Source organism: Paenibacillus sp. GCM10027628 (genome assembly GCF_042676385.1).
Lineage (GTDB): Bacteria > Bacillota > Bacilli > Paenibacillales > NBRC-103111 > Paenibacillus_E.
Window position 1 is genome coordinate 132,492 of record NZ_JBHTHA010000011.1, and the last position, 12,872, is coordinate 145,363.

Here is a 12,872-nt window from a genome sequence, read left to right on the forward strand (position 1 = left end):
GCCCAAGCTGTGAAGTTCTCATGCATTTATCTTTTGCGGAAATCCATTTGTCTCTCAAAGCAGAAGCGAATTAACTTCTGACGATCGCGATCCGTAATTTCTATAAATCGGACCATTGCCAATAATTTACCTGTTTCCAATTGTTTGACGCGAACGGTTTCTCCTTTAAAAGGAAGATGCTCAATGGTGCCATTTTTAAATGGAACAAGGAGCCAGCAGGAAATGGCAGCTTGTACACCCAAAGGGATGTGTCCATCACAAATGAATGATATCCCGCCGCCGCTGACATCCTCGGTGACGGCAATAAACTGAATTTGTTCGGATAATTTTACAGCGATCTCCAGCTCAGCAAGCACTCGTAAAAAGCTTCTTCTCTGGATTTGCGTAATCGCTTCAGGTTCAGGTTTTCTAAGTTCTACTAGTCTTATGACATCTTCTTGAAATCCCGTGACCGTCGTTGTGAAGTAATGCTTCGTTCCGCCCTGCCCCAAAAAATATGTACTTAGCTCATCGCCCGAATAAAGCTTCTTGAGACGCCCCGTCTTTTCATTGAGAGGAACCTCTATCACAATTGCAGTATCTGTAACGTCGGCAATTCTTGATTTGTATTCGATCTTGGATTCTTCGTCATCGATGGAGTTGATTTGTAAATGTAATATCTGGTTAACCTTAGGAAGCAATTTCTGCACCTCCGACATAATGTGCCAAAACTTTCGCCACTCCATCGATTATACCACGACTAAAGAATTAGGAAAGCAAAAAAAGAAGCAAGGATGGTCCTATGCTTCTTTTTTACGATTACTTTGCCGCGGCCGCTGCTTGCTCCGGTCGAATCGTTTCTATTTTTTCTTCAGAGCCTGTATCGGCGTTGACATAGATTCTGTACAGATTTCCGTTCATTTTGCCGATGAATTCGTGGCACAGCACTTCCTCACTCAAGTCATTTTTAATAACGGCCAATGATTGACTGGAAACTTCCATGGTAGGACTTAATGTTTTACGCGCTTCCGCAGCAGCTACTTTCGGCTGTCCAAAGTTGCGTTGCTTTTGACCGAAAATGTAATCGTTGGCCTGAAGTCCCGTCACCTCTAAATTGTCCAAAGCTACTCTTACACTAACCTGTTGCGGATATATGGTTACATCTTTCTCACGCTTAGCAAAAATGATGTTGGCTGTATTTTGATATTGATCGTAACTGACTGCACTCATATCTTTATATTCGTGCTGATCCAGGAATTCATTCGCGATATCCCGGGCCTGGCGAAGATCAAATTTCTTTTCTTTCACGGTGCGCGGCTTCATAAAGTAAATGAGATGACCGCCTTTTTTGGTATAATCCATTTGAGCATCATTTTCGCTTCCCGCTCCTGAGGGAACGACAACACTGAAGCTTTGATATTCGGGTCCGGCATTCCCATTTTCAATAACCTGGATATGGGAGGTATCATTGGTTCCCAGGAATTGGGCCGCTTTTTGTTTGATCGCATCAGCCGTCATCTCGTTGCCTGACAGCATTTTTGCGTCATTTTTAGAGAGAACGCCTAGATTGCCCGGTCCCCAATTGAGTTCCTCATAGGCGCCGACTTTTTTATCCACCAAAGCGAACCCGTCTATGATCGCATTATCATGCACTTCATTTTGTGAGATTAAAGCACTCTCCACATCCATCCAGCGCAAATTGTTCGTGATAACTTTATCCTGAACGCCTCGCAGCTCTCCCGTAATATCCTTGGAATGATTATAAAGATCATTCAACGTCTTGACCTCTTGCTCATTCAAGGGCTGTTTCGTCATATCGCGAATCGACATCCGGTACGAGAAATTCGCCATGTTAGCCAAGAAATCTTCCGTTTTATTAAAGGGAAGCAATGACAGCGGCAGCTGGGTGATATCGCTCTGCGCCTGACTGGTCAGCCTCCATACATTAACTAAGCCTTTCCGGTAGGAAGGCTCAGATGCGGAGTTCACAGCAAGCGTGTTGCCAAGTTCCGTATGAAGCTTGTCCATATGGAAGGAGAGATCGTGAAACGCCCGCTGGTATTGATTCTCCGCCTTGATCAGAATGGTGTTTTTCTCTTGATGTTCCAGATACCCCCACACCGAAGCTCCGATTAAAGCGAGCAAGAGGAATGGAAACATGACGACGCTTAATCTTTTGTACATATTCTGACTCCTTTCATTTCCGCCAAACTTGCCGTTAGTTTTTGCGTGGAAACAAAGGTTTATACATACAATATAGTTCCCCCAAAAGTGAAGACATCCTTCGAAGCCTATTCCTATTACTTTTGGGGGAGCCCCCGAAAACCTCAAAGCCTCAAACCCCCAAAACCCTTCAAATACGAAAAAGAGGCCAATTCAAAAAGATTGGCCCCTCGTTAATCATCGGTTTCAACGTCAAAATCATGCTCATTGCTGCAGATGCATTGCCGAAACCCGGTTTCAATTTTCCCTTTTTCCTTTTTGCCTTTCAGCACAAATCGTTCGCCGCACTTCTTGCAGCGGATCGTCACTTTAACTCGTGTTGTGGACATGTACACCCTCCGGTTGATCGCCGTTGTTAATGTCCATTATGACCCAAATCAGCTAACTTTAATCTTATCGTCCGTTGAAGCGATCCGCAGAGGTGAGCGAGCATTCGCTCGATCGACCCGCCAAAGTGTACGAATCCAAAGATAAGACATGACCGGTATCATAATCCACACCCAGTACGATTTGGCCACCAGCAAAATGTAATCGAATAAGCCGTGCCAAGCGATCGGCAGCAGCAAGGATATCCATAAATATCTCTGCGACTTGTTTGGCGTAAATTTGGCTTTCCCCATGTAATAACCCATCATTACACCAAACAGCGCGTGACCGGATACAGGGAGCAGCGCACGAATCATGAGTGCCGAGAAGGATGAGGCGTTCAAGAAAGCATAAATAATATTTTCTAAAGTCGCATAACCCAAACTCACGGCTACGGCATATACGATACCGTCATAAGGCTCGTCAAAAGATGCATGCCGGTAGATCAGATGATATAGAATCAGCCATTTGAGAAACTCTTCAATTCCGCCAGACAGGAAGAAAGCGGATGTAAATGTGCCTTCTCCAATCTCTTCAATAAACGAACGCTGCAGCACCATTGTCGGATAGACGAGAAGAACCCCAAAGATGAACATTCGGATCACCAAATGAATCGGTTCTGTTTCGTAGCGATCCTTCAAATAAAAGTAGGCGAGCAGTGAGAGACCCGGGGCTACAGATGCCAGCACAATTGGCAATATATGCACGCATAGCTCCCCCTTTTGCATTAGTTCACAGAAATCTTAAACCCAGCCTCTAAAGCGAGAGGCTTCAGCCATTTTACGTACCCCCACCATATAGGCGGCAAGCCGCATATCGACTCCGCGAGTGCTATGAACATTATAGACATTTTCAAACGACTTTTCCATGACAATTTGAAGTTTGGCATGAACTTCATCTTCGTTCCAATAATATCCCTGGTTGTTCTGCACCCATTCGAAGTAGGAAACGATTACGCCGCCGCTGCTTGCCAGCACGTCCGGAACGATGAGTACACCTTTGTCCGTCAACGTTTTGGTCGCTTCCAAAGTAGTTGGCCCGTTCGCAGCTTCAACGATAATGCTTGCTTTTATACGGTCTGCATTTTCAGATGTAATCTGATTCTCAATGGCGGCAGGAACCAATATATCGCACTCTTGTTCCAGAATTTCTTTATTCGATAGCGTGTTTTTGAAAAGATTCGTCACACCGCCAAAGGAATCTCGGCGATCCAACAAATATTCGATATCCAAGCCATCGGGATTGTATAAAGCTCCATGAACGTCGGAAATGCCGATTACTCGGGCCCCGGCTTCGTGCATAAATTTGGCCAGGTAACTACCCGCATTGCCGAAGCCTTGTATGATAACTCTTGCATCTTGCAGGGGGATATTTTTCTTCTGCAGCGCTTTGTCAATCATAATCGTGACGCCCTTCGCCGTCGCCGTTTCCCGACCATGGGACCCGCCCAGCACGATAGGTTTACCTGTAATAAATCCCGGGGAGTCATATTCGCGAATACGGCTGTATTCATCCATCATCCAAGCCATGATTTGAGAATTCGTCATCACGTCGGGCGCAGGAATATCTTTGGATGGCCCAACAAGCTGACTGATCGCTCTTACATACCCTCGGCTTAAACGTTCCAGCTCACGGAATGACATTTGACGCGGATCGCAGATAATGCCACCTTTCCCCCCGCCGTAAGGCAGATCGGAAATGCCGCATTTCAAACTCATCCATATCGAAAGTGCCTTTACTTCATCCTCGGTTACATCCGGGTGAAAGCGAACGCCCCCTTTGGTCGGGCCGACAGCGTCATTGTGCTGAGCTCTATAGCCCGTAAACACCTTTACACTCCCATCATCCAAACGAATCGGTATGCGAACCGTCAGAACCCGTAAAGGCTCTTTCAACAATTCATACATATCGTCCGAATAGCCGAGCCGCTTGAGTGCTTCGTGAATGACCGTTTGGGTAGATTGAAGAACATTTAGATTTTCCGTATTCGACATAAAGTCCACCTCGTGAGCGATTTATTCGGTAAATAGTGCGCGATCATTATGGAAAAGCAAGGCGAAGCTTCCTAACGATCCATTGCGATTTTTCGTTAATTCAATGGTTAAAGCTTGCGGAAGATCTTCTTCTGCCTCGTTTGGTTTCATAATCATGACGACATCCGCAGAAGCCTGTACGGCTTCATGAACACGATCTTGCCCCAGTTCTAATGCAGATGCGGCGACGATCGGGCAATTCCATTCTCTGGACCATTGCTTCAGGGTGTAAGCAATTGCAGCTTGCTGCTGCTGCCAAGTCATCTGAGCTGCTTGCTTATGGACAGGAATGCGCTGTAGATGATCGATGAAAATGACCGGCTCACGCCCGACGATCACTGCAATTCGCTCAATCGAAGCCGCAACTTGATCCAGCGTCGTATCCATTGTGCATTCAAGCGTCCATAGCATCTTGCTAATTTTGGCATATTGTTTGTTTGCCTCAGATACCTGATCAGGTTCAACTTTCCCAGCAAGTACTTTTTGCGGAGCGGCCCCAATAATTCTGGCGATGCTGCGTGCCCAAAGCTCAAAATTCGTCATGTCCCAGGATACGAAGATCACAGGGGTTTGATCCAAAGCAAGCTGATCGGCGATCTGTTTAAGCAGCATGCTTTTACCTACGGCACCGGTTCCAGCCAACAAATATAAACCACTGTCAAATCCGCCGAAAAGCAGCGTATCCAGACTGGCAAACCCGGTGCTCACACTGGCTACTTGACCGCGATACCGCTTCATGTATTCTTCCAGGTAGATGGTGCTGTTCTTAATGTCTGGGGCCACCGGAGCCAACATCGTTTCTTCGACAGCTTGATTGACAAGCTGAATGAACGTTTCGGCCGGATTCTGCGCTCGGATGAACAAATCATTAATATCTCGAATCGTTTCTGGTAAATTTACGATGTAAGTTTCTTTAGCATGTTCCCTCAGTAAGGTTTCTATGCGAGCGGCTTCTCTTCTCCCCGTCTCATCGTTCCCCATACAAATGTAAACGCGCTTATTTTCGAACATCTGAACATGGTAATCTTTGAACACTGCAAAATCAGGCACGCAAACAGCCGGCATTCTGGCTTGAGTCAAGGTCAATACATCGAATATGCCGGAACACAACACGACCTCTTCCGACTCTGGAAGTGCCGGATAATTGAATAGATATTGATCCACCCCGTACAATGGCTTGTATTTCGGCTCCCTATGGTCGATTGCTCGTCCGATCAGATCGACAATGTCTCCCTCATAATTGCGAATCGGGACGATCACCCGGTTTTCGAAATAACCGCCTAACAGGTTCTGGTCTACGTAAAACCCAATCTTCCCGATTTCAAATCCAATGCAAAACTGCTCAACCGTTTCTTCGGTGATGCCTCTTTTTTGCAAATAGTAAAATGCATCTTCTCGGAGTTGCTTTTGATAATAAGCCATCAATCCATCCAAATCAACGGCTGCCGGCGTAGGCGCCAGAAGTTTGCGTTCTGAGATCGTCATCTACGTTGTCCCCCCAATACATCCCCCAAAAATGAAGAAATCCATCATATACGAAATTTAAAAAAGCATCTAGCAAAAACAAATGTTTTTGAAGATGCTTGTTTCATTTAAATGCAAAGGAAAATAGCTATAGGCTGAAATTAGCGGAAATGGTGGCAAAGCACCTTCACGGCATCATCAGCAATGATTGTTTTTCCATACTCTTCCAACACAGCAGGGGTAACTGAAGCAGCTTCTCCAAATTCAGATAGAACTGCGATTAGCGCTTGATACTTGGAATCCTCAAGTTCGACAGGTTCCAGCTGTAAAATATATTTTCCTTTGTAGGAATACAATGTACCGCCTTCCATAAGAAGCGGATTGATTACTTTCGCAACGCGAAGCAGATCTTCAAAATCACGGAAAGCATAGGAGATTAGATCGCTTTGTTCAAGCGTAACTTCCATTTCGTACACTTCTTCAGCCTCATGATCGTCATAAGCGTCGGAGTTCGCGTATAAATCAAGCTTGCCTCTGGTTACGATAACTACCATACCTTGAGCCGGAAGCGCAAACACTTCGACTGCAAGAGGTCCGGACGGGTCAAATCCGAGTTCAGAATAAGCTTGATCCATCATTTCGCTGAATAGTTCGTGCACTTTAGGAATTTCTCTCCACATGTCATCCTTCTGAATCCCGCGTTCAGTTAAGTCATCGAATGTTAGGAAAATCCGTATCTTATCCTGACTTAAGCGTTCTATTTTCATGATAGGATCCTCCTTAGCGCTTTTCGAAGAAAAGCTATCATCTTGGCCTTATTAAAACAGAATATGATAAAAAAAAGAAAAAGGTGAGTTGTGAAAACGAAATGGACTTGCATCCATCTTACGTTTCACCTCTCATGTTAACACTAAATTCATTCAAATGCACGTGGAAGTTAAGTATAAAAGAAAAAAGCACAGCCGGCCCCGTGGGTATGCCTGACTGTGCTGAACCTTATGTTTATTGAATCGTCGCTGCGGTTTCCTTGTTTTCTTGCAAAATTTCATTGACTGTCGCCTTTAAATGCGGGTCTTCCTTCACAATTTTCTCTACCTGATTGAGGTTGTTAGAACTTGTACTTGAGAAATTTTTTGCTGTAGAATCTTTGAAAGTTTTACTGACGAACTTATCTTTGGCTCTGTCCATCACTTTACCCATTGATTCGCTGGAAGAACTGAATGCAGATAACATCAAGGATTTGCTTTTGCGATTCAAATAAATGACCGCCGCTGCGCCTGCGATGCCACCAAGCAAAAATGTACCAATTTTCATTTGGCTTCCCTCCATGTCATGTAGTTTGAATCAAGACTAGCTTGTGCGAGATTCAGGAGGCGCATACGCTGTGATGACAGGAAAACAAAGGGGATATGTTCGGCGAAAAATGTGGTAAAATACTCGTAGCTCTAAAGTTATAGAGCAATGAAGATTGAGGAGAGTTGATATGAAACAAGCAAGTGTACTTCTGGTGTGTGCAACTCTTTTACTTACGGCCTGCGGCCAAGGAGGAGCGGCATCAGGCCCCGCGGTAACTGCAAGCACTTCGCCGGCAGCGGTTGCATCGCCAACCCCTGTGCCTACCGCCACCCCTGCGCCCACCCCAACGCCAACTCCGGAAAAGCCGGCAGAAGAGGCGGTCAAAAAGGAATATCATATGAACAAAAACTATGATATTGTCCCGAATGACCCGAATGGCAACAAGAAAATTGTTCTGCTAACGTTCGATGATGGTCCCAAAGAACAAGAAATGAATGCGGCACTTATTGCTACATTGAAGAAACACAATGCGAAAGCGATCTTTTTCATGAATGGCTACCGCATTAAGCAGAAACCCGAACTGGTTAAACTCGTCCATGACAGCGGCCAAATCATCGGCAACCATGCATGGGATCATGATAACCTGAAAGATATGAGTAACGCGAAAATCGATCAGCAAATCGATGATGTTCAGAAAATTGTCAAAGAATTGATTGGTCAAGAACCTCAATTCTTCCGTCCTCCTTATGGCGCAGGTAATGATTATTTGAAACAAAAAATTAAAAATAACCATATGCTGTACATGACCTGGTCTAACGGTTCGCTGGATTGGGATATGACGAACAAACAAAACGATCCTCAAAAAGTAATCGACAATGTGCTGAAACAGCTGCATCCAGGCAGCAACATTCTGATGCATGAACTTCCGTGGACGGTTCGGGCGCTCGATACGCTTCTCACAAAATTAGAAGAGCAAGGCTATTCCTTCGTAGACCCGAATGCAATTGAACTTGAAATGAAATGAAGACAAGAGCCCCGCTATCCATTATGGATTGCGGGGCTCTCCTTGTTAATAATTGATGACAACTGTGCGTGTGCTCTCAATAAAATCGACTTTGGCTCCTAATGTTTCTGAAAGTAGACGCACCGGAATCATCGTAGTCTCATGGACCAGCTTCGCCGCTGAATCCGTTTCGTGCTCTATGCCGTTAATGACGTAAGCATTACGATTTGTATAGAACATGATCGTCTTATCTTTTTTCTTATAAATAGTCGCTTTCTTTGAATCATCCCATTCGACTGTGGCGCCAAGCGCCGCGGCCAAATCACGGATGTATAGATATGAAGTTCCATCTGCGATATAAGGCTTTTGCTTCATAGTAAATGGAATTTGATCCAATCTGTAAGTTTCGTCATTCAAGCCAAACATAACGGTGTGCACACGGTTCAAACCAAAGTTAGCCATTTGGATGGTATAAGCAACTGAATCGCTATGTAACTTAGTAACACCCAGCCCTACTTTGGATTCTGTCCGGAAAGACCAGTCTTTATTGAAAGATCTTGTACTGCCATCCTTCATGGTTGCTGTCAGCTTCACGCTTGCTTTATAAGTAGTGTCCAATTGCAAAGGCTGTTTGGGCATCATAATCACTTCGGTATCCAGATGGTCGTCTTGACCTGGCGCATTCGATAAGAGGGGCACCGAATTGCCGCTCTCGTCTTTTAATTCTGCTTCATTGAGGCTGACTTTCACAACACCGGGACCGTTGACTGCAGCCATAATCGGATATCCGACTGGGTAATCGTTACCAGAATGGATTCGGAGCGGATCAGGACTTTCGTGCCCGTCAAACATCGTTGGCACATAGACATCATTATTGCCCGGCGAAACGACTAATTCTGGAGCAACACCTTCCAAAAAACCAAACTCAACCACATGGTAATCCCCTTGCTTAAAGACACCAATCTCTGTGAGGCCTGGCACCATAAATGGAGAACGATGGTACGGGGCATCGAATAAGCTATCGATCGCTTCTACTAACGATGCGCGGTTATAGGCCGCATCCTCGCCGCTTGCACGCGAATAACCAATGTACTGCATGCGTTCTCCAAGCGTTTTCCCCGTATAACCCGTTAAAGTCGAATTCTCCTCGTGCAAGGAAACACCCGTGTGAATCGGATCAATTTTATTTTGGAACAAATATTCGGCATGCTTTTGTGCAGCCGTATTCAGGGCATCATTGAATTTGACTGCCGAAAGTCCCAGCTTCGCGCGATAATCATTGATCGCCCGCAGCCCATCTTGCTGCTCTTTTGTTGGGGCAGTAGATAAACTTGAAGCATTAGGCGTAATTGTGAACTTCCAATCAATATCCACAGGCTGGTAGCCGCTGAATGAAAAGACTAAACGAGCGGTATAATCACCAGGAGCAAGGTCTGTCGCTGGGCGATAGTTATATTTTACAGAGACGGGATCATAGGTAGCATTGACTTCTGTACCATTTAAATAAAAATGATAGCTTTCTGGTGTTTTACCTTCACTTAGTTCAATTGTAGCGCCGATGTCGGGTCGCAGGAGCCCCACATCGCCTTTTGGATAGGCCCTATACCCGTAAGAAAGCGCATACGAAGGATTTGCTGACCAAATCAATGTCGACATGAATAGACAGAGCATTGCAAAGACTTTAATCATTGATGGCCATTTGAATGTTTTCATAGAGATCTTTCAACTCTCCCTCTCATGTAAATAAAAAAGAAACTATGAATCTATCATAGCTTCTGGGCTGAAGTTACACAATATATTAGAGCAATGATTAGGAATAGCGTATTCCCCACACGGTTAAGCCGACTACAAGCATGATGAACAACCAGAGCAGCGTTAGGTAAAAGAGTCGCGCCCATTTCCCTTTCTCGGAGGGATGCACCGCTTTTCGCGGCGGCAAATAGGTATCATCCTCTTCTTGTTCCATCTTTATTTGAGCCGATCGCAATGGTGTCCGTTCTTCCAAGCTCATGGTTCCTGTTCTTCCTCCTTGCCAAATCTTAAAATGCAACCCATCACAAAATCAATGACAAAATGTGCAATAATCGGGGTCCATAGACTGCCCGTTTGCTCATAAATCCAGCCTAAACCGTAGCTGATGCTGAAAACCATGCCGGTCATTAACCAATGCTGCAAATAACGAATATGAATCGCCGCAAACAAAATACTCGTCCAGTAAGGTCCCCACCAATATTGAATGGCACCGCGGAATAAAAATTCCTCGCAAATCGATACGATCAATGAAATGAGCGCAATGTGCCAGACGGCGCGTTTACCGAAAATCATTTCATTAATCCCGCCATCGTCAGACACTTCTTTGGGCACCCATCTGGATATGAGCAGATCCATGCCAAGCACGGCAACGGCGAATAAACAGCCCCATAATGGGATCGCCCATCCTGCCTTTATCGAAAACATTGCAAGAATCTTATGATTGCTCTGAAATAAAACGATAACAATTCCGATAATAAGCGTAAGAAGTTGGGTTATGTACAAATTGAGCAATAAAGTCTGATCATTTAAGTCATTCAGATCGACTTTACCGAAGCGAATATTTTTGAAATCGAATTTTCTCACGTAAGCTTCCTCTTTTCCTCACATATTCCCTTTTCTAGCTATTTCACCTATACTAATTAAAAGAAAAAGAGAGAATAAGGAGCTTTTGATTATGGATAAGCGTCTGACTCGCACTGATTATTTATTCGCCCTCATGTTCATTTTTATGCTTGTTTGTATACTCGGCGCCTTTTTCTACGGCTTAAAGATTGGAGGGCAGAAATCGGACGAGAAGTATGAAAAAATGCTGCATGCAGACAAAGCTGCTGTCCAAGAAATCGGGGCTTACGATCAACAAGTTCTGGTCTCTTACTACCATACCATCTTTTTACCCTTTAGGGAATTTCAGAATAAATGGTTCGAGCAGATGAATCAAATTGAACTCGGCAACGGGGCAATCGATGCATCCGCAGTACTCAAAGAGTTGAGCAATGTCGCCAATGACAAATACAACCAACTGCAAAGCAAAAACATGCCCGCTTCCTCACCGCTTCTTGTACAGTCTCATCAAAGCTACCTAAAGAGCCTGAAACTCTTTGCAGATGCGTTGAAGAGCTTACAAAGCAAAGCGAATGGCATGACCGGCCAAGCGCTCCTGGCAGCCATCGACAACGATGCTTATTTCCAGGAAGCAAAAACGCAAGCTCTGACGGCGCAAAAAAACTACTTCGAATCGATTGTCGCTTGGAATGCGACATTGGATCACGACCTGGAAGCTTTCGATCCAAACAACAATGCCAACCTGGATCAATGGCGTGCCATGAACGTGAATGTTAAAAATCTTTACATAACAGCTAAACTGCTAAAGAATAAAGCATTTTCACCCTTCTATCCGCAAGATTTAACGATTCGCATCGATGATTTCATCGCTTCCGGTCAAGCCAAGAAAATGAATGTGGCCGATGTCAACCAGACGATGGATTTGCTGCTGAGTACGAATGCTGTAAGAACAGGTGATTTCGTAAAAGGAAAAGCGAAATGGTATGGCAACGAACTGCTTCCGCAGCTGCCATTTTTCTCGGACGCAAATTGATAAGGAAAGCCGGACGCCGATTCGCGTCTGGCTTTTTTTGTTTTGTTAACCTAGCCTAGTCGTATTGAAAGCCGCGCAGCATGCCGATTGCCGCCATCCCGCCTTCCACATTAATGATACGGTCGAAACCGTTTTGCTGCAAAAATTCAGCAACGCGGTAGCTTCGAACGCCATGTGCGCAAACGATATAAATATCTTTCTCTTCCGGCAGCTCGCCCATTCTGAGCGGAATTTGCTGCATGGGAATCAGAACGGCCTCGTCCAAGTGATAATACTCCCATTCATGAGGCTCTCGCACATCGACGATGATGCTGTCCTGCAGTCGAAACTGATCCAGATCTTCCAAAAATTTTTGCGGTTGTATGCTTGTAATTTCCATATCGAGAATCCCCCTTTATAACGTGCTAAGTCATGGTATAGATGTATTCAGAAGAATAGCGAAAAATAGGCTAAATTTCAAGCGTTCACGCATTGCATTCTCCCAATGCTTGCTATAAAATGAATAACAATAAGCTTGCAAGTGCTTCAAAAGTGTCCAAAAATGATACTTTCATGAAAATGAATCGACATGTATTGACACGATTTCAAACCCATGATAAGCTATTGAAAATTCTACAATACAGTAAAGCGTTGACGGAGCCAAGCAATAAAAGTAGCTTTCAGAGAGCCGGTGGCAGGTGAGAATCGGCAGTGAACTTTTGCGGAGCACTCCAGAGTTATTGCATTGAAATTTAGTAGATGCAATCGGCAAGGAACCCGTTACAGTTCCAGGTCGCAAGACCAGTGAGGCTGTCCGTGCGAACGGGTAGCGAATTAGGGTGGTACCACGAAAGCAATCTCTCGTCCCTTTGGCTATAGACATAGTGTCTATATCTGAGGG

Annotated in this window: 14 protein-coding genes and 1 other annotated feature; of the genes, 2 read left to right on the plus strand and 12 right to left on the minus strand. The window is 44.8% G+C overall.

Annotated elements, in window-relative coordinates; all coding sequences use genetic code 11:
• Positions 1-26 precede the first annotated feature (26 nt).
• From ACFQZT_RS12205 to ACFQZT_RS12240, 8 genes are all read right to left on the minus strand, one after another.
• Positions 27-680, minus strand: a complete 654-nt coding sequence (locus tag ACFQZT_RS12205; RefSeq protein ID WP_379300056.1) for a flagellar brake protein — start codon at positions 678-680, stop codon at positions 27-29.
• Positions 681-798: 118 nt separating this feature from the next.
• Positions 799-2,163: a germination protein YpeB gene (ypeB, locus tag ACFQZT_RS12210; protein ID WP_379300058.1), complete on the minus strand. Its 1,365-nt coding sequence runs from the start codon at positions 2,161-2,163 to the stop codon at positions 799-801.
• Positions 2,164-2,375: 212 nt separating this feature from the next.
• The gene (locus tag ACFQZT_RS12215; protein ID WP_379300060.1) at positions 2,376-2,531 is read right to left on the minus strand and encodes a hypothetical protein; all 156 of its coding nucleotides are present in this window, start codon (positions 2,529-2,531) and stop codon (positions 2,376-2,378) included.
• 48 nt (positions 2,532-2,579) lie between these two features.
• Positions 2,580-3,275 (minus strand): glutamic-type intramembrane protease PrsW, encoded by a 696-nt coding sequence (gene prsW / locus ACFQZT_RS12220; RefSeq protein ID WP_379300062.1) that lies wholly within the window; start codon positions 3,273-3,275, stop codon positions 2,580-2,582.
• Between the two features lie 36 nt (positions 3,276-3,311).
• Complete coding sequence (locus ACFQZT_RS12225) at positions 3,312-4,562, minus strand: Glu/Leu/Phe/Val family dehydrogenase (RefSeq protein WP_379300064.1); 1,251 nt, start codon at positions 4,560-4,562, stop codon at positions 3,312-3,314.
• A gap of 21 nt (positions 4,563-4,583) precedes the next feature.
• The gene (locus ACFQZT_RS12230) at positions 4,584-6,086 is read right to left on the minus strand and encodes a DnaB-like helicase C-terminal domain-containing protein (protein ID WP_379300066.1); all 1,503 of its coding nucleotides are present in this window, start codon (positions 6,084-6,086) and stop codon (positions 4,584-4,586) included.
• Between the two features lie 140 nt (positions 6,087-6,226).
• Positions 6,227-6,832, minus strand: a complete 606-nt coding sequence (locus ACFQZT_RS12235; protein ID WP_379300068.1) for a genetic competence negative regulator — start codon at positions 6,830-6,832, stop codon at positions 6,227-6,229.
• A 235-nt stretch (positions 6,833-7,067) separates the two neighbouring features.
• Positions 7,068-7,379, minus strand: coding sequence for a hypothetical protein (locus tag ACFQZT_RS12240; RefSeq protein ID WP_379300070.1), 312 nt, complete (start codon positions 7,377-7,379; stop codon positions 7,068-7,070).
• A gap of 169 nt (positions 7,380-7,548) precedes the next feature.
• Between ACFQZT_RS12240 and ACFQZT_RS12245 the strand changes: the two genes are divergently transcribed.
• The gene (locus ACFQZT_RS12245; protein ID WP_379300072.1) at positions 7,549-8,385 is read left to right on the plus strand and encodes a polysaccharide deacetylase family protein; all 837 of its coding nucleotides are present in this window, start codon (positions 7,549-7,551) and stop codon (positions 8,383-8,385) included.
• Positions 8,386-8,430: 45 nt separating this feature from the next.
• Here ACFQZT_RS12245 and ACFQZT_RS12250 read toward each other — a convergent pair whose 3' ends face one another.
• The 3 genes from ACFQZT_RS12250 to ACFQZT_RS12260 form a co-directional block, all read right to left on the minus strand.
• Positions 8,431-10,077: a stalk domain-containing protein gene (locus ACFQZT_RS12250; RefSeq protein WP_379300075.1), complete on the minus strand. Its 1,647-nt coding sequence runs from the start codon at positions 10,075-10,077 to the stop codon at positions 8,431-8,433.
• A gap of 97 nt (positions 10,078-10,174) precedes the next feature.
• Positions 10,175-10,375: a hypothetical protein gene (locus tag ACFQZT_RS12255; RefSeq protein WP_379300077.1), complete on the minus strand. Its 201-nt coding sequence runs from the start codon at positions 10,373-10,375 to the stop codon at positions 10,175-10,177.
• On the minus strand, positions 10,372-10,980 hold the full coding sequence (locus ACFQZT_RS12260; protein ID WP_379300079.1) for a CPBP family intramembrane glutamic endopeptidase: 609 nt from the start codon (positions 10,978-10,980) through the stop codon (positions 10,372-10,374). Before ACFQZT_RS12260 ends, ACFQZT_RS12255 begins: the two co-directional genes overlap by 4 nt.
• 91 nt (positions 10,981-11,071) lie before the next feature.
• On the opposite strand from ACFQZT_RS12260, the gene ACFQZT_RS12265 reads away from it, so the two are divergent.
• The gene (locus ACFQZT_RS12265) at positions 11,072-11,992 is read left to right on the plus strand and encodes a hypothetical protein (protein WP_379300081.1); all 921 of its coding nucleotides are present in this window, start codon (positions 11,072-11,074) and stop codon (positions 11,990-11,992) included.
• A 55-nt stretch (positions 11,993-12,047) separates the two neighbouring features.
• Here ACFQZT_RS12265 and ACFQZT_RS12270 read toward each other — a convergent pair whose 3' ends face one another.
• Positions 12,048-12,371 carry a rhodanese-like domain-containing protein gene (locus ACFQZT_RS12270; protein WP_379300083.1) on the minus strand — a complete coding sequence of 108 codons (324 nt, stop codon included), beginning with the start codon at positions 12,369-12,371 and terminating at the stop codon, positions 12,048-12,050.
• Positions 12,372-12,613: 242 nt separating this feature from the next.
• Positions 12,614-12,843 (plus strand) — a binding site (T-box leader).
• The last annotated feature ends 29 nt before the right edge of the window (positions 12,844-12,872 follow it).

Bases quoted from the DNA above. Each gene is read 5' to 3' on its own strand.
- ACFQZT_RS12235 (WP_379300068.1), bottom strand. From the start codon at position 6,832: ATGAAAATAGAACGCTTAAGTCAGGATAAGATACGGATTTTCCTAACA.
- ACFQZT_RS12225 (WP_379300064.1), bottom strand. From the start codon at position 4,562: ATGTCGAATACGGAAAATCTAAATGTTCTTCAATCTACCCAAACGGTC.
- ypeB (WP_379300058.1), bottom strand. From the start codon at position 2,163: ATGTACAAAAGATTAAGCGTCGTCATGTTTCCATTCCTCTTGCTCGCT.
- ACFQZT_RS12245 (WP_379300072.1), top strand. From the start codon at position 7,549: ATGAAACAAGCAAGTGTACTTCTGGTGTGTGCAACTCTTTTACTTACG.
- ACFQZT_RS12215 (WP_379300060.1), bottom strand. From the start codon at position 2,531: ATGTCCACAACACGAGTTAAAGTGACGATCCGCTGCAAGAAGTGCGGC.
- ACFQZT_RS12255 (WP_379300077.1), bottom strand. From the start codon at position 10,375: ATGAGCTTGGAAGAACGGACACCATTGCGATCGGCTCAAATAAAGATG.
- ACFQZT_RS12270 (WP_379300083.1), bottom strand. From the start codon at position 12,371: ATGGAAATTACAAGCATACAACCGCAAAAATTTTTGGAAGATCTGGAT.
- ACFQZT_RS12230 (WP_379300066.1), bottom strand. From the start codon at position 6,086: ATGACGATCTCAGAACGCAAACTTCTGGCGCCTACGCCGGCAGCCGTT.
- ACFQZT_RS12250 (WP_379300075.1), bottom strand. From the start codon at position 10,077: ATGAAAACATTCAAATGGCCATCAATGATTAAAGTCTTTGCAATGCTC.
- ACFQZT_RS12265 (WP_379300081.1), top strand. From the start codon at position 11,072: ATGGATAAGCGTCTGACTCGCACTGATTATTTATTCGCCCTCATGTTC.
- ACFQZT_RS12240 (WP_379300070.1), bottom strand. From the start codon at position 7,379: ATGAAAATTGGTACATTTTTGCTTGGTGGCATCGCAGGCGCAGCGGCG.